15 protein-coding genes are annotated in these 16,217 nt (G+C 64.9%); 3 read left to right on the top strand and 12 right to left on the bottom strand.

Translation table 11 applies throughout. From position 1 onward, the window contains the following. Positions 1 to 22 precede the first annotated feature (22 nt). The 3 genes from GXH28_RS03320 to GXH28_RS03310 all read right to left on the bottom strand — a co-directional run bounded on the left by GXH28_RS03320 (position 23) and on the right by GXH28_RS03310 (position 3,986). Positions 23 to 2,470: a helicase HerA domain-containing protein gene (locus GXH28_RS03320; protein ID WP_169237589.1), complete on the bottom strand. Its 2,448-nt coding sequence runs from the start codon at positions 2,468 to 2,470 to the stop codon at positions 23 to 25. Between the two features lie 30 nt (positions 2,471 to 2,500). Further along, a complete protein-coding gene (locus GXH28_RS03315; protein ID WP_169237588.1) occupies positions 2,501 to 3,295 on the bottom strand; it encodes a glutaminyl-peptide cyclotransferase in 795 nt (264 codons plus the stop codon). Between the two features lie 76 nt (positions 3,296 to 3,371). Next, positions 3,372 to 3,986 carry an SRPBCC family protein gene (locus GXH28_RS03310; RefSeq protein WP_169237587.1) on the bottom strand — a complete coding sequence of 205 codons (615 nt, stop codon included), beginning with the start codon at positions 3,984 to 3,986 and terminating at the stop codon, positions 3,372 to 3,374. A gap of 47 nt (positions 3,987 to 4,033) precedes the next feature. On the opposite strand from GXH28_RS03310, the gene GXH28_RS03305 reads away from it, so the two are divergent. Then, positions 4,034 to 5,059, top strand: a complete 1,026-nt coding sequence (locus GXH28_RS03305) for a hypothetical protein (RefSeq protein ID WP_169237586.1) — start codon at positions 4,034 to 4,036, stop codon at positions 5,057 to 5,059. Position 5,060: 1 nt separating this feature from the next. Here the strand turns inward: GXH28_RS03305 and rimI are convergent, their stop codons facing one another. The 8 genes from rimI to GXH28_RS03265 form a co-directional block, all read right to left on the bottom strand. Next, the gene (rimI, locus tag GXH28_RS03300) at positions 5,061 to 5,720 is read right to left on the bottom strand and encodes a ribosomal protein S18-alanine N-acetyltransferase (protein WP_169237585.1); all 660 of its coding nucleotides are present in this window, start codon (positions 5,718 to 5,720) and stop codon (positions 5,061 to 5,063) included. 33 nt (positions 5,721 to 5,753) lie between these two features. Further along, positions 5,754 to 6,407, bottom strand: coding sequence for a tRNA (adenosine(37)-N6)-threonylcarbamoyltransferase complex dimerization subunit type 1 TsaB (tsaB, locus tag GXH28_RS03295; RefSeq protein ID WP_169237584.1), 654 nt, complete (start codon positions 6,405 to 6,407; stop codon positions 5,754 to 5,756). Between the two features lie 3 nt (positions 6,408 to 6,410). Then, positions 6,411 to 6,914 (bottom strand): tRNA (adenosine(37)-N6)-threonylcarbamoyltransferase complex ATPase subunit type 1 TsaE, encoded by a 504-nt coding sequence (tsaE, locus tag GXH28_RS03290; RefSeq protein ID WP_169237583.1) that lies wholly within the window; start codon positions 6,912 to 6,914, stop codon positions 6,411 to 6,413. Positions 6,915 to 6,933: 19 nt separating this feature from the next. Beyond that, on the bottom strand, positions 6,934 to 7,452 hold the full coding sequence (locus tag GXH28_RS03285) for a hypothetical protein (protein ID WP_169237582.1): 519 nt from the start codon (positions 7,450 to 7,452) through the stop codon (positions 6,934 to 6,936). Positions 7,453 to 7,581: 129 nt separating this feature from the next. Beyond that, positions 7,582 to 8,586, bottom strand: coding sequence for a GNAT family N-acetyltransferase (locus GXH28_RS03280; RefSeq protein WP_169237581.1), 1,005 nt, complete (start codon positions 8,584 to 8,586; stop codon positions 7,582 to 7,584). Further along, positions 8,583 to 9,110 (bottom strand): peptide deformylase, encoded by a 528-nt coding sequence (gene def / locus GXH28_RS03275; protein WP_240550139.1) that lies wholly within the window; start codon positions 9,108 to 9,110, stop codon positions 8,583 to 8,585. Before def ends, GXH28_RS03280 begins: the two co-directional genes overlap by 4 nt. Positions 9,111 to 9,190: 80 nt before the next feature. Continuing rightward, positions 9,191 to 10,951, bottom strand: coding sequence for a cyclic nucleotide-binding domain-containing protein (locus GXH28_RS03270; RefSeq protein WP_169237580.1), 1,761 nt, complete (start codon positions 10,949 to 10,951; stop codon positions 9,191 to 9,193). Continuing rightward, positions 10,952 to 11,704, bottom strand: a complete 753-nt coding sequence (locus tag GXH28_RS03265; RefSeq protein WP_169237579.1) for a WecB/TagA/CpsF family glycosyltransferase — start codon at positions 11,702 to 11,704, stop codon at positions 10,952 to 10,954. Between the two features lie 46 nt (positions 11,705 to 11,750). Here GXH28_RS03265 and GXH28_RS03260 point away from each other — a divergent pair, with 46 nt between their 5' ends. Continuing rightward, the gene (locus GXH28_RS03260) at positions 11,751 to 12,932 is read left to right on the top strand and encodes a cysteine desulfurase family protein (RefSeq protein WP_169237578.1); all 1,182 of its coding nucleotides are present in this window, start codon (positions 11,751 to 11,753) and stop codon (positions 12,930 to 12,932) included. A 39-nt stretch (positions 12,933 to 12,971) separates the two neighbouring features. Then, complete coding sequence (gene mnmA / locus GXH28_RS03255; protein ID WP_445082638.1) at positions 12,972 to 14,087, top strand: tRNA 2-thiouridine(34) synthase MnmA; 1,116 nt, start codon at positions 12,972 to 12,974, stop codon at positions 14,085 to 14,087. A gap of 8 nt (positions 14,088 to 14,095) precedes the next feature. Here the strand turns inward: mnmA and GXH28_RS03250 are convergent, their stop codons facing one another. Continuing rightward, the gene (locus GXH28_RS03250) at positions 14,096 to 16,216 is read right to left on the bottom strand and encodes a hypothetical protein (RefSeq protein ID WP_169237576.1); all 2,121 of its coding nucleotides are present in this window, start codon (positions 16,214 to 16,216) and stop codon (positions 14,096 to 14,098) included. Position 16,217 lies beyond the last annotated feature (1 nt).

Raw genomic sequence — 16,217 nt, 5'->3', positions numbered from 1 at the left:
GGGTACGCCGATGCTCCCTCCCCTATTCAAATCCATCCTCCGGCACCCAGGCAATGGCCACCTGGTTGACGAAGATATCGCTCTTCTTGGGCGCAAGCGGCACTTCGACCACGTCGCCGAGCGCACGCATCCACTTGTCGCTCACTTGCCCCAGGGCAACCTTGTAATCCTGCGCCAGCGCCTCCAGGTCGGCATTCAGTTTGGCGATCGCTTCTTCTGATTCTCGCACTTCGCGTTCGGCAGACTCGACCTCGCGCCGACGGCGCGCGCCAAACGCCACCGCATAGCTCTGCCGGCGACCGACGAGCAGATTGAACAGCGATTCGACGCCGCCCAGCAGCTCCTCGCGCTTGCGCGCGCTGAGCTCCACCCGGTCGGACTCCAGCTCACGATGCTCGCGCGCGAGTTTGTCCTGCAGCGCCTGCATGCGCCGATCGAACTGGGCATGCAGCTTGAGCGCTTCGGCGTCGCGCCGCTCGCGGGCTACAGCTTCGCAGCGCCGGCGGAAGTCGAGTTGGGTCTCACCCGGCTGGCCATACACCTTGAGCGTCCGATTGAACAGGATGGGAGTTGCGCCGCGAAGGTAGATGTGCTCGATTAAGGCGCGTTCCGCGCGTTTCATCCAGCGCGCATCAATGCCCGGCGGCATCGGCGCAAACTGCGCGCCGGCGACCGGCTCGCGCGCAAACGCCGCCGGCGACAGCTCGGGCATGATGCGCGCCGACGTGAAATCCGGCACGTAGGCTGCGGCGTCGAGCGGCAGCAGATAGGTGTAGCGCTCGTCGTGATTCACGCCGCTGGCGCGGTCGGCAATGCGCACCGAAGCGCTGGCAAGCAGATACGGCACATATCGCATGCGCCGCCCTGCACTCAGGGCGCGCCCGATGTTGTTCAAGAAGACTTCGTTCACGCCGGGCGGCAACGCGGGGCGCGCATCGCCGGATGCGAAGAACGGCGCGTCAATCGAACTGCCGCCTGAGATCGCACCACCTGAGACGAAGGGGGGAGCCGAGGACGGCCGCGGCCTATCTTTGCCGACCAGGATCGCCACCTGGTCGCGCGTGAGCGGGCCGCGCAGGAAGCTCATCGCCCAGCGCGAGTGGAAGAAGCGCGGATCGCCGGCCGCGCTTTGCAACAGGAAGACGCGCGGCGGCAGCGTGCTCAGCGGGGCTTCAAAACGCGCGCGGTCGAAGCCGGCGCCCGCGCCTTCCAGCCCTTCGAGCGCGCGGTCGCGGTCGCGCCCCGTGCGCAGGCGCCCGATGAACCACGTGCCGATGTTCGCCAGGCCTTTGTAATCCAGATCGGCTGGGTTCTGCGTAGCAAGGAAGGCCCCCAGGCCGGCGGCGCGCCCCTGTTTGATGATCGTCATCAGCGGCGTCTTGGTCGGCGGATTGCGCGGGAAGGGCGGCGCATAGCCGAACACCTCGTCGAAGTACACCAGGGCGCGCAGCAACGAGGTGCCGGCCTGCGCCCGCATCCACAATACCAACTGCGAGAGCAACAACGCGACGAAGAACTGTCGCTCGGCTTCGCCCAGATGGGCAAGGTAAAAGATCGCGGCGCGCGTTTTGCCGATGGGGGATGTCCCGCCGGCGCTGCGGTCGGGTGCGATCATGCCGGCGATGTCGAGCGGGACGCCCCGCGTCCACGCAGCAAACGACGGCGATGCGACCAGGTTGTTCAGCGCCATCGCCAAACGGAAGCGCTCGGCGCGCGGATAGAACACCTCCATATCAAACGCGCCAATGCGACGGACGGGCGGGTCTTGGACTTGGCGGATGAGCGAGGCGATGTCGAGGGATTGGCCGGCGCGCCATGACGCCTCGAAGACGTTGGCCAGCAAGATGTGCTCGCGACTCTTCAGCGGGTCGGCCTCGAACCCGGCCAGGCTCAGGATGGCCTGGACGACCTGAGCGATGCGCTCACGCAGGACCTCGGCACTCCTAGTCCAGGTCAGGCTGGGGTCGTTCGGTGGGGCGAGGCTCTGTAGCACGTTCACCGAGATACCGGCATCGCTGCCCGGCGTGTAGATGTCGAACGTCACGCGGTCGCGCAGCATCGCGATGCGCTCCGGCGCAATGCCCCATTGGGCCAGCCCGGCCCGCCACCGCTGCGCCGTTGCCGCAGCCATCTGATCACGCGTCATGTCCTGGCGCGTTGCTTCCTCGGCATCCAGCCAGGGGTAAAAGTCGGCTGGCTGCATCTGGGGGAAGCTGAGCGCAAGGTTGGTGATGTCGCCCTTTGGGTCCACGATGATGCACGGCACACCCTGCAGCAGCGCCTCTTCCAGCACGACGACGCCCAGGCCAGTCTTGCCGGTGCCGGTCATACCTAGGCATACCGCGTGCGTGGTCAAATCGCGTAAGCTGAGAAAGAGGGGGTCGCCGGTCGGCTGACCGGCGTCGAAGTCGAATTCACGGCCCAGATACAGTTTTCCTGGCCGGTCGAATGCTGAAAGCGCCTGGGGCATTGTATGCAGCATTGTAGCGCCCGTGGAGCGTTATGGCTTGGGCGCAAGCGTAATCTCGAACAATTTGGGCCAGAGCTTGCCGGTGACGAACAAACGACCGTTCTGCGCGTCGTAAGCAACGCCGTTGAGCACATCGGCGCTCCGGCGCTCCTCGGGCGCGAGCAAGCCGCTCAGGTCAATCCAACCCAACACGCGTCCGGTTTTTGGGTCAATGCGCGCTATCCGGTCCGTCTGCCAGACATTGGCGAACACCTCGCCGTTGACGTATTCCAATTCATTGAGCCAGACGACCGGCCGGCCACCATCGGTCACCAGCACTTCACGCTGTACCTGGAAGGTAGTCGGATCGAGGAAGCGCAGCCTGGCGCTGCCGTCGCTCATGATCAGGTGCGCGCCATCGTGCGTCAACCCCCAGCCCTCGGTGGGATACGTCCACGTCTGCTGTAACGCGAACGACGCAGCGTCGTACACAAAGCCGATGTGGTTCTGCCAGGTGAGTTGGATCAGCCGGCCGTCGAACAGGGTCAAGCCTTCGCCGAAGTATTCCGCGGGGAGGTCGTGGTGTTGCAGCACCTCGCCGGTTTCCAGGGCAACGCGGCGCAGGCTGGAGCGCCCATACAGCCCGGTGCTCTCGTAGAGCACGCCATCGGCATAGACCAGGCCCTGGGTAAACGCGCCGGGGTCGTGTGGGTAGGCGTTGACGACGGCGTAGGTGTAGGTGACGACGGCAGGCGACGACTCTGGGGTGGGCAGCGGCGAGGCGAGCAGTGGTTCGGCCGGCGCAACCGCAGACGTGGAGGTCGCCAAGGGAGTGACAACAGTCATGGATCGCATATCGGGAGGCGCGGCGCAGGCTGCCAGCGCGACAGTCAAGACCAACCCCATACCGACCCAGATACGCTTAGGACCAATCATCGGACTCCAGCACCTGCTTGAGCTTGCGCAGATCGTTCTCGAACATCGTAACGAGCACCTGGCGCGCTGTCGGCTCAACCATGAAGAGCAGCGGCGGGATGACCACCTCACCGCTCTGCGTCACGCGGGCGCCGGCGTCCACGGGATCGAAGCGCAGCCCGCTGTGAAAGGGGATGCCGAACATCTCGCCGCGGAAGCTGAGGCGCACCGGCGGCTCGAAGTGCACCATCTCGAACAGCAGGTCGAAATGCCGGCCCAGCGCCCGCCGGGTGATGCGCGCCCGCGTCCCCACGCCGACGCGCCGACCGTTCAGCAATTCGGCCTTCACCACATCGGTAGACCAGCGCGTGAAGTTATCAAAGTCCGACACAAACGCGAACACTTCCTCCACCGATCGCGCAATCATGATGTCCCGCTCCACCTTCAACATAGCGCGAATGATGCCACATGCGCGTGTTGGCGGATCGCGGCGGAGGTCCTCGCGAGGATAGTGCAGATCGCCTAGCCCCAGCCAATCGCGCCGGCCCACGGCTACATCCCGCGCGAGCGCAGCGTACTGCGGGATGAAACGCCGGTTGCCGAAGGTCAGCCGCCACTTCACGTTCTCCCCGCCATGCCGGCAGATCGCGCGCCCTTACAATTCGACCCATGACGCTCGCGCCGCGCGTCTCGCTCGTCATCTACAACCCGATCCTCGAAGCCGAGGGAGACAGACGGCTGAACCGCGCCCTCGGCTGGAACGACCCCGACCGGCTCTGCGCGCAATACATCGCCGACGTGGAGGAAGCCAGCCATGGCTACGTGCGCTATCAGGTCGTCGAGCGCATCGAGTTGGACGAGTATCCGATCAAGCAAGATGGCTTTCGCTACGACGACGCCAGCTACCTGAGCGCTTGGCGCGCCCGCAGCGGATTCCACCAACCTGACACGGCCAACTATCTGGCGATCCTGCAACGCTGCGACTTCGTGCGCAAGCTGGAGGCCGGCTTAGTGGACGAACTGTGGATCATGGCCTTCCCCTACGCTGGCCTGTACGAGTCGTGTATGGGCGGGCGCGGCGCGATCTGGTGCAACGGCCCGGTCATCCCCAGCACAGCGCAGGTCGCGCGTCGCTTCGTGGTGATGGGCTTCAACTACGAACGCGGCGTAGGCGAGATGCTGGAAGACCTCGGCCATCGCGCCGAGAGCATCATGGAGCATGTCTTCAGCGATATTCCGGATGAAGCCGGCGCCCCCGGAAGCGAGGAGGGAGAGTCGCGACACGGTCGGTCGTGGTGGGATCGGCTGCTCGGGGCAATCGACCGGCGACGATCGGCGATCGTCAATCGGCCGTCGCCCGCCGTCAACTTGTCAGGGAACTTGTGGAAGCAGTTCACACGCTATGACAAACTTCACCCCGGCAGGGCAGCGTGCGGCAACGTGCACTTCGCGCCCAATAGCGAGACCGACTACGATTGGGGCAACCGCCGGCCAGTATGGAGCAATGCCGACGACTGGTTGAATTACCCTCATTTCACCGGACAGATGCGCGAGATGAGTTGCGCCGATTGGGGCAACGGCGACATTCGCCAGCATCACCTGTGGTGGATGAAACGCTTCCCACACGTCGAGGGGACGACGCCCACGGGCAAGCTGAACAACTGGTGGCGCTATATCGTCGGGCTGGAATTTTGAATCAGCCGCCGGGGCGCAGCCGGCGTTCCAGCGCATCCAACTGCGCGCGGTATTCGGGCGTGTTGAAGTGGACGATGGTCATCAGCAGCGCATCTTCGCGATTGTCTTGATAGTAGGCTTTGCGCCGGCCGACTTCCTCGAAGCCATACTTGCGATACAGGTGCTGTGCAGCGACGTTACTCACGCGCACCTCCAGCGTGACGATCTCGGCGCGGCGGCGCTGCGCTTGGCGCAGCAAGTTGATGAGGAGGCGCTCGCCGATGCCGCGCCGGCGCCAGCCGGGATGCGCGGCGATCGTGGCGATGTGCGCCTCGTCCACATGCATCCACATTCCGGCAAATCCCACAACCGCATGGGGCGCACATCGCACCGGGGCGCGGCTCCGCAAGCCCAGACGCTGCGCCAGGCGTTGCCAATGCGAGCGCGCCGACGCCGGCGTCGCCTCAACCTCATACGCTCGCGCGACGACGAAATAGGCTTCGGGGTTCTCGCTCAACTCGTAGCGGTAGGCGTGCTCCGGCCAGGGCCGTGGGAAGGAGGCACGCTCAATCGCCATGACGGCCGGGATGTCGTCCAAAGCCATCGGCATGACGACGACGGAAGCGATTCGCTCCGACGCGCTCGGTGCCTGGAGCGGATTGAGGACGACTTGACTACTCATCTCGTCTCGATCCAGCGCGATCAGCCAACACGATCATGCCTCGGGGGGATAAATGGCGGTCAACGTCATCACGTCGTCCACTTCGCCACGTTCCCAGCGAGCCATCCCCAATTCTGCCAGAAATCCTGCCCGCCGCAGGTTGAGCGCCGCCGGCGCGACCGTGACCTTCGCGCGCAGAGCAGCGATCCAGGCCGGTGGGAGGTCGCCGCAGACGTAGAGCGGCGGCTCGACGCGTTCCACCAGCTCCGCCCAGCTATGGATTTGCCACTCGCCGGCGACCGATGGCGCCCCCTCATGCCATTCGTAGGGGCAAGCAGCGACTCGGTTGCGCCCAATTTCAAGCAAGGCCAACATCGGCGCCGGCTGCCGCGGCTGCGCATGGGCGATCACGTCGAAGGCTGTCACGCCGATCATCGGCAAGTTGCGCGCCACGGCTATCCCCTTGCCGATGGCCAGGCCACAACGCACGCCGGTGAACGATCCTGGGCCGATCGCTACAGCGACACATCCGATATCCTCCGGCGCGATGCGGCACGCCCGCATCAGGTCGCGGATGCGCGCGGCGATGGCAGCCGTCTCATGCCGTTGCGCTTCCCAGGTCATCTCGGCGCGCAGCGTCGTCCGGTCGCGCAGGGCGATGCTGGCGCGCGCAGTGCAAGTGTCGAGGGCAAGCAAGACAACGGACATAGGTCACACCCCAAATGCGCTCTTTCGGAAGGCGAGCAACACCTGCCAGGTTTGCGCATCCTGTGTGGAGAAGGTCAGTTGGCGGCGCGTGTCGCTCACCAACGCCAGCTTGACATGGATCGCCTCCGGCGGGATCAGCCCGGGTGCGCGCTCCGGCCACTCGATGAGGCACGCGCTGTTCTCGTCGTCCAGGATCTCCTCCAGGCCCAGGCTAGCCAAGTCGCGCTCGTCCTCGACGCGATACAGGTCAATGTGATACAGCACGGCGTCGTCGCGCCGGCGATGATGTGCCTGCACCAGGGTGAAAGTCGGACTGCGCAGCGGCTGTTCTGCGCCCCAGCCGGCGCCCACCCCGCGCGCAAAGCTGGTCTTGCCCGCGCCCAGCGGCCCGTGCAGGGCGATCACAGCGTGGCGCGGCAGCAAGGCGCCCAGCCGCGCGCCCAGCCGCTGCGTTTGCGTCTCGCTGTGGCTGGTACACTCGATCGAGAGGGGTTCGAGGATGGCCATGCTAGGCGCAGCGTTCACATCAGCGGCGATGCTGATAGAAGAAGCCGATGGCGGCCAGGCCTAGGGTGATCACCGTGCTGACGCCACTCGGCAGTGCCATGAACGAACCCCACCCGTTCACAATTAGACTTGCGCCCAGCAAGCTGGTGAGGAGGATGATGCCGAGGTCGAAGAAGCGCGCCATCAGGCCGAAACCGATCAGCGCGCCGATGAAGGCGATGCCCCATGCCATCGGGCCGGATGCGCTGCCAAGCCACTGGACCAGCCCTAACGCGATGCCTGCGCCAGCTACGGCGCCCATAATTTGCAGCACCAGCCGCGTCCCGCTGCGCGCCAAGGCAACCAAGACTAAGCCGATGAGCGCCGCAACCACGGCGACGATCAACGCCGTCGCAAGCTCGCCAGGGATGACCCGTTGGGCGAGGCTGAAGCCAGCCAGAAAGCCGGCAGCCGCAGCGAACAGGGGCACGTTCCTACCCCACAGCAGCACAGCAACGCCCAGCGCGATACCGGTCAGGCCGCTCGTTATTCCTTCCACGCGATTTCTCCTCGATGTTCAAACGCCTCGTGTAACGGCGCGGCGCGCTTGGCGTCGAACCTGGCTTATTCTATGTGAGTCGCGGCGGGGAGACTTTCTTCAGGCTTCTCGCCATCCCCGGATCCCAGGTTACCTGCGCGCGCTGAGCGTGTAGAGCTTCACATCCCTGCCGCCGAATTTGTATTTGTATTCCTCATTGCCCTGGAGGAAATCGAACTCGCGGCAGCCGTCCTGGATGGCTTTCTGGATCAGCCGGGCGATCAGCACCTGGCCAGGGCTGAGGTAGGCATACTTCTCCGGGCGCAGGCCGGAGTTATAGACCATCACGGCGCCTTCATACACGAAGTTCATATATGCCGCCGCGCGCACCCTTTCGACCTCCAGGAAGGCGAGCTGCAACCAGCCGGCCTCAAACATGGCGCGCGCGATCGCGTGGAAGAAGCACGTCATGCGCGGCGTCATGAACGCCGCCTTATTCGGCGACGAGGCTTTCATCAACGCGATGAAGTCATCCATGTCACGCGCCAACGTCGCGGCGTCGGTGGTGAAGGTAACCGCGACGTCTCCGCTCGCCCGACGCAGCTTGCGCTGCAACTCGCGGCGCTCCTTGCCGTCCAGCATCGCCAGATAAGCATCGAACGTGTCCGGCAGCGCTATGACCGGGCAGACATCCTCGAAGACAACCTGCGCCCGCCAACCCTCAGCATTCAGCAGCTCGACGAACACGCCCAAGGTGGGCGAAGTCTCGATGAGGTTGCACAGGCTGATGGCCTGCCACGCAGGCGCGTCGCTGCTCTTGAGGAAGTCCACGACAACGCGAAAGCACGCCGGCTCGCAGCCACGAGCAAAAATGAAATCTAGGTAGTCCGACACTTCCTTGCAGCCGACCAGCGCCACTTCCACCGCACCGAGCGCATTCGTCGCGAAGAAGAGCGGCGCGATGCCGACCAACGCGCCATCTTCGCGCATGGCCAACACGCGCAGTTCGCCATCGCCCAGCTCACGCCACCACGTCTGCTGCCATTCGCGGGTGAGGAAGAGCGTGTTCGACGCCGATCGCTTCAGCAGCGCGTTCCATTCACCGGCCAATCGCTCAAACGCTTCCGGGGTCGTGTAAACATCGGTGCGCATCATTCGAGGGCTTCTGTGGCTTCTTCCTTGACCCGCCAGACGCGATCGGGCGAAACCAGCTTGTCAATATAAAGCACGCCGTCCAGATGATCAATCTCGTGGAGGAAGGCGCGCGCCACATGGCCTTCGACTTCGAACTTGACCCGGCGGCCATGGCGGTCGAGCGCGCGCACGACGATGCGATAAGGGCGCGCCACGTCGCCACGCCAGCCTGGGATGGATAGGCATCCCTCCTGGTGCTCCCATGTCTCCTCCGACTGTTTGACGACTTCGGGGTTGATGAGCTCGTAGAGCACGCCGCTGCCCGCGATGTCGTCGGCCTTTGGCACCTCGATGATGGCCACGCGCTGCGAAACGCCCACCTGCGGCGCGGCCAACCCCTGGCCATGCGCCTGGCGCATCGTCTCCACCATGTCGTCGAGAAGCCTCCACGTGTCGCGAGTGATCTTTTCGACCTTCTTCGCTTTTTTGCGCAGGATCGGATCGCCGATTTTTCGGATTTCCCTAACCATAGCTTCGTTGTGCATTGTCGCCTTTGTACGGCATAAGGATGCCGGCGCGTGAGCGCGCACGCGCCCGACGCCGGTCGCACCTGAAGCGATCGCGTTCAGCCAAGCGGCCGTCTCTCGTGGATGCGGGTCAGCTCGTCGTAGATGCCGATCCACTCGATGAACTCGCGTCGGCGGCGCGCCGCCTCCTTATCGCGTTGAGCGGCGCGATAGGCCTCCAGCCGCATCACCAGCTCGCGCTGTACGCTACGCGGATTCCACACGCGCGCGAAATTCAACTCGTTATCTACGCCGCCGGTGCGAACGACCACATCGCCTACGTTGAACAGGTTGTCCACGAGGCCTTTGGTCACTGCGGTCACATTTTGCACGTTCGCCAGGCTGGCCGTGCGTTGTGAAACGCCGAGCAACCCAAACGGCGAGCGCTTGTATTCGATTAAGCGCTCGGCCGTGAGCATATACAGGTCGTTGCGCCAGTCCTCATATTGCCAGACCCACCAGAATAACAGGACGAATCCGAGCAAGGCGACGACGGCAATGGCTGGCGTCTCGAACAGCAACCGGCGCAGCGAGGACGCACTGAACCAGACGAAGACCATCGCCGCGAAGTAGAGCAGCAGCAATAGAAACGGCATCATCGTCGCGCTGATCAACGTCAACCAGTGCTTGCGATAGACGATAATATCGGGCGCGCGCACCAGGCGCATGCGCGGCAACAACTCATTGCGCAAGTTGGCCAGCCCAGCGCCCACGCGACGCACGAAAGGCAGCCCTTGCGTCCCCTGATTCGCCTGCGCGGCACGCCGGGGTGGTGGCGCGGGCGCCGGCAACGGTTTTATCCCCACCTCCATTTCCCGGCGCAGTTCGCTGCGCACTTTCGCACGTTCGATTGCCGCGACCTCGACGCGCGCGCGAGCTTGTTGGTCGAGGATGAGCTTCGAGACCTTATTCGGCTCGGCCACCCACTCGAACCGAATGTTGGCGTGCGCGCCCATCGTCTCGATCAGGAGCGTGCCGGTGTCCAGCGCTGTGCTGACGAAATTCGGCCGTTCGACCGTCACGTTCTGCACCGCGCTGATGGGCGCTTCGTCTTGAGAATCGTAGACGACGAGGATGCGCTCGCGATGAATCACACGCTGATCGGTCACAACATAGTAGTCATTCCACCAGTCAATCAGGAACCACAGGAAGCTGGCGAAGGCCACAAATAGCAACGCCCCCACAAAAGCCGCGCCGAATGGGCCGCTGAAGATCGGACGAACCGGCGGCAGGAGAGTTGCTGCAGCGAAGACTAACATCAACACAGTCAACCATTGGCTCTGCAGGAGCACCCACCAGTGCTTGCGCCCGAACCACAGCACCAACTCGCCCGGCCGTTGTGTGTCGAAGCGCCGACGCTGCTTGATGTACTTCTCCACCTCGGGGGTGTAGGTCAGATGCTCACGAATGTGGCCCTCGCGCGCGATCAATTGCTGGAATTCGCCTCGCGGGATGTACCACAACTGCGCCGGCGTCACCGTTTCGATCGTCACCTCGCTGGGATGGCCGGTGACGAACGGCAATTCGTTCAGGATCTCGCCTGGCTTCACGAACCGAATGACCGGGTCTTTGCCGCCCTTTTCCGGCGCGCGGATGAGCATTTTCCCGCGGCGGAGGATGTAGAGGTTGGTATCTTGTGCGCCGGCCAGGATCAGAATCTGGCCCTCGTCCATCGCGCGTGCGCGCATCAAGCCGAGCACAGCCTTGAACTCCGCATCGGTGAGGCGCGAGAAGAGCGTGGATTCGCGCAATTGGCGCACCAGGGCATCCGGCGTGAGGGGTGCCTGGCCGTTGGTCGCGTCGCCAACTTCCTGAGCCATTCAACGAGATTCTAGCATCGCAGCCAAGGCGAAGCTGATGAGCGCCATCTGGCGCCGCCAACGCCATGGCTGTCGCAACAGCCGGTATAGCCACTCGAGATTAGCGCGTTGCATCCAGTCCGGCGCGCGCTTTTGCACACCGGCGATGAAGTCGAACGCGCCGCCCACCCCCATGCCGACGATCCCGCTCGCGCCATCCGTCGCAGCAGGCGCCAAGAGCGGCAAGTTGCGCGCCAGCCACTTGTCCTGCGCCGGCGCGCCGTAGGCGACGAACAGGAGCTGCGGCCGCGCCGCACGCACGCGCGCGACGAGCGCCATCTCCTCCTCGCGTCGCGGTGAACCGGCATAGGCGCCCGCCACCGTCAATCCTGGGTAGGTCAGCACAAGCGCCGCCGCCACTCGCTCGGCCACGCCGGCCTGTGCGCCCAGGAAGAATACCCGCCAGCGATAGCGCGCCGCCCAGTCGCACAGCTTCAGCATCAGGTCCACGCCGGCCACGCGCTCGCGCACGTTTAACCCGCGCCGCCGAGCGGCCCACACCACGCCGGCGCCGTCCGGAACGTTGAGCGCCGTAGCGGCCAGCACCGCCCGGAACTCCTCATCGCGCCTGGCCGTCATGACGAATTCGGGGTTCACCGTGGCGAACTGGTGCGCGCCGCCCTGCTGAATCAGCGCTGCGGCGATCTCGCACGCTTCGCGATAGGTGACGCCATCCACCCGCACGCCCAAGACCTCAACCGACTGTGGCCTCATCGTCTCTGTCATCCAATCCTAACCTTACCGCTTTACAATCGCGCTCATGAGCACGACGCGCAGGCCAATATATCTGGATTACTCAGCCACGACGCCTGTCGCGCCCGAGGTAAGCGCAGCCATGCAGCCCTACTGGAGCGACCTGTTCGGCAATGCGTCTTCGCTGCACCACTTTGGGCGCGACGCAGCCGCCGCGCTGGACGAAGCACGCGCTGTGATCGGCTGCGCGCTCGACGCGCGCGCCGGCGAGATTGTATTCACCGGTTGCGGCACCGAGGCCGACAACCTGGCCTTGCGCGGCGTTGCCTTCGCCGCGCGCCGCGCCAACAGCGGCTCGCCTGGCCACATCATCACCACGCCCGTCGAACACCACGCAGTCGAAGCGACCGCGCGCCAACTGCACACGCTATTCGGCTTCGACTTGACGCTGTTGCCAGTGGACGGCTGCGGACAGGTCAACCCCGACGACGTGCGGCGCGCCATCCGCCGCGACACCGTGCTCGTCAGCGTGATGCTGGCCAACAACGAGGTCGGCACGCTCCAGCCCGTGAGCGAGATCGGCGCGATCTGCCGCGAGCACGGCGTGCCCTTCCACACCGACGCCATCCAGGCGCCGGCTTATTTGCCCATTCACGTCGGCGAACTGAACGTGGACTTGCTAGCGCTTTCGGCGCACAAATTCTACGGCCCGAAGGGCGTCGGCGTGCTCTATATTCGCGAGGGCACGCCGTATGTGCCGCCGATGACCGGCGGCGGGCATGAGCGGGGACGACGCCCCGGCACCGTCAACGTCGCCGGCGCGGTCGGTGCCGCAGCAGCGATCCAATACAGCGCGCGCCAGCGCGACGCGCAGGCTGCGCGCCTGACCCGGCTGCGCGACCGGCTGATCCAAGGCGTCTTGGCCAGCGTGCCCGACGTTCGGCTCAGCGGCCATCCCACCGAGCGGCTGCCCAATCACGCCAGCTTCGTGTTCAAGCACGTGGACGGCGAGTCGTTGTTGATGGCGCTGGACGTCGAGGGCATCGCCGTCAGCACCGGCTCGGCCTGCACGAGCGGCAATCCTGAACCCTCATCGGTGCTGTTGGCGATGGGCATCCCACGCGAGTGGGCGCTGGGCAGCCTGCGCGTGACGCTGGGATACCACACCACAGAAGAAGAGATCAACATTTTGTTGGACGTGTTGCCCCGCTGCGTCGCGCGCGCGCGCGCAGCGAGCCTGGAGTTTTGAACCCGTTCACGTCTCGACAGGGAAAGGCGGATGGAGAGGGTGCGCGTAGTGGTAGCCATGAGCGGCGGCGTGGATTCGTCGGTCGCGGCAGCCTTGCTGGTGCAGCAAGGCTACGACGTGATCGGCATTATGATGCGCCTATGGGCCGAGGAAGCGCGCGCAGATGCGGAACACAACGCCAATCGTTGCTGCGCGCCGGAAGCCATCGCCGATGCGCGCGCCATCGCGAAGTTGCTCGGCATTCCCTTCTACGACATTCACGCCGAGCATGTCTTCAAGCAGCGCGTCGTGGACTCGTGGATCGCCGGCTACGCCGACGCCACCACGCCCAATCCGTGCTTCACCTGCAACCGCGCGATCCGCTTCGGCTTCCTGATGCAGAAGGCGCTCACCCTCGGCGCGGACTATCTGGCGACCGGCCATTACGCGCGCGTGGATCAAGCGACGACAACAGCCGACGCCGCGCCTCTGCTACGAGCACGCTATCGCCTTCTCAAAGGGAAAGACGCGCAGAAAGACCAGAGCTACGTCCTGCACGTCCTGGGCCAGAAGGATTTGGCGCGCGTGATGTTCCCGGTCGGTCAGTACACCAAGGAAGCGGTGCGCCAAATGGCGCGGGACTTCGGCCTGCCGACCGCCGAACGCCCGGAGAGCCAGGATCTGTGTTTTCTGACGCAGGGGGACTATCGCGGCTTTTTGATCCGCAACGCGCCAGGGGTCGCCCGGCCAGGGCCGATCGTGAACACGCGCGGGGAAGTGATCGGCCGGCATGAGGGGCTGCCCTTCTACACCGTCGGTCAGCGCAAGGGCCTGCATCTGGCGACGCGCTCCGCCCACAGCGCGCCGCTCTACGTGCTGCGGCTGGACGTGACGAATAACGCCCTCGTGGTCGGCAGCGCTGATGAGTTGGGCGCGCGCGTCGCGCGGACGCGCAAGATGCACTACGTCGGCGGCGAGCCGCCAACCGAGCCATTGCGCTGCACGGCCAAGATCCGCTACAAGGCCAGGGAGGCCCCTGGTTGGCTCAGGCCGCTGCCGGATGGCGGCGCCGAGTTCATATTCGACACGCCGCAGCGCGATGTGACGCCCGGCCAGGGGCTGGTGTGCTACTTGGGCGATGAGGTGATTGGCGGCGGGGTGATCGCGCGCGAATGACGCTCTGCTCACCGCTGCGCCAGGGGAATGAAAACCTCGCCCTGTTTAGGCAGAAGGGCGATCGCTTCGTTCCACCCCCCTGTAGTGGACCACAGGCCAATCTCGCGCAGCGCCGGCAGCCACGCCCCCTCCTGCGGCCACGCTTCGAGGCGGTAATCGCCCAACGGCAAAGTCAACGATACCCCCCACTGACTGCCCAAGGTCGGCGAAACCACCTCCAGCCCTTGGGCATTGCGCAATCGCAGCCACGACGCTACGGTTGTCTCATCCTGGTCCTGGATGCCGTTGCGGTTTTGGTCGCCGAAGACGGCGGAGACGGTCAACTGCAAGCTGACCTGCGGCGTGGCGCACTGCGCCGGCGTCCAATCGCTCAGTTGGCCGGTGCGATCCCAGGCGCGCACGCGGAAGCACCGCGCGCCGGGTTGTGGGGCGCGCAACACGGCCGCAGTCGCTGGAGTGCGGGTCAGCCAGGCCGTCCAGGCCGATTCGGGCGGCGCGCGGTGCTGCACATCGTAGCGCCACACGCCAGATGTGGCGTCGGCGCCCGCCCACCGCACGGTGAACGTCACTACGCCGGTTGGCGTCACTTCCAGCAACTGGGCGATGGGCGAGTCGGCGTCATGCTCGATCAACAGGTAGGTTCGGCCGCCGATGATGTAGTCGGCATTCGACAAGCCATTGTTCGCCGTGGCGCCGGGCAAAAGCAGCGCGTAGTTTCCCCCGGCATCGGGCGTGATCACCTGAGCGTATCCATCTTGCGCGATCAGTGTGGCCGTGGGTACCACCAGCGGATACACCACCGTCGTCGGCGTCGGCTGAGTGTTCCACAGCACGCTCACCTTGCCGCGCGGCGTGCCCCAGAAGGAGACTCGGCGTCCGCCGCCGGTGTAGTTCCAGTAACTCACCCAGGTGGGCGAGATGAGGTATTGCGTCGCCAGTTGATAAGCGGCGTAGGCCGGGCGGGCCGAGAGGTTGTCGCGCACCAGGCCATACATCTCGTGCATACCGGCATACGGGCCGTCGTCGGCGCACGAGCCGTTGCCGTTTTTATCACACCAATCGTCATGGGCGCGGAAGAAAATGTAGCGCTCAATGCCCATCAGCCGCGCATTGGCAAACGACTGCAACACGAACGAAGCCGCTTCCGCTTGCCGAGCGGACCAGATATACGGCGACGCGCTCGGGTGAACGCTGAAGTCATCCCACACCGGCACGCCGGTTTCGGTCAGCCAAATCGGGCGTTCGACGGACAGGCGCTGGCGCATGTCGGCGCGCACGACGTTCGTCACATCCACAATGCTGGATGGCCGGCTGTAGAGGTGCAAGCCGAGCGCATCGAAGAAGTAATTGTGCTGCGGCGCTGTAGGGTCGTTGGCGATGGCCGTGAACGCCTGGCGATAGAAATCCGGATTCGCATAGAACGCCACCCCCCCGAACAATACGCGACATTCCGGGCAGGCCGACTTGATCGCCTGATAAGCCACCTGGAGCAATCGCGCGTATTCGGCGGGTGAACCGCTCCAGAACCAGGTCAAATCCGGCTCGTTCCACACCTCCCAGTGCCGTATCTGCCCGCGATAGCGGATGGCCAACTCGTAGGCAAAGCGCCCCCAGTAATTGGCCGGGTCGCCGTCCGCCTCACTCCAGTCGTCCCATGCTTCCGACAGGCCACGCGGCGGTCGTGTAGCGCAGGGCGCCAACGTCACCGACTGAGGGCTGGGAAGAATTTGAAACCGGAGGCTGAGCGGCGGCCGGCGCAGCTCGGCAAGCTGTTGGTAGGAGTACAGGTTGCAAGCGCCCTCTGCGGCCCAGGTCGGCGTCCAAAGCAAAATACCGAGGATATCCAGGCCGGCCTGACGCACGTCCTGCACCAGCGCATCTTGCGCCATCCAAGACCACTGCCCCGGCGCAGGCTCAAGTTGCGACCAGGGAAAGTCGAGGCGCTCCCAGCGCGATCCGGCAGTGTGCATGAGCGGCAACAACGGACGTGTGGGAGCGCCCGGAGGCAACGGGTAAAAGGTGTAGGCTGTGCCGGCAAAGCCATCGTTGCCAGCAACGGCGGCGCCGGGACTCGCCAGCAGCGCACCGAGGCAGGTGAGGGCAATCACCGCCGCCCTGAGCCCGTGCACT

The organism is Candidatus Roseilinea sp. NK_OTU-006 (assembly GCF_012931985.1).
Classification (GTDB): domain Bacteria; phylum Chloroflexota; class Anaerolineae; order J036; family Brachytrichaceae; genus JAAFGM01.
Note: the sequence above shows the minus strand (reverse complement) of the source record. Positions and strands in the feature narration are given on the sequence as shown.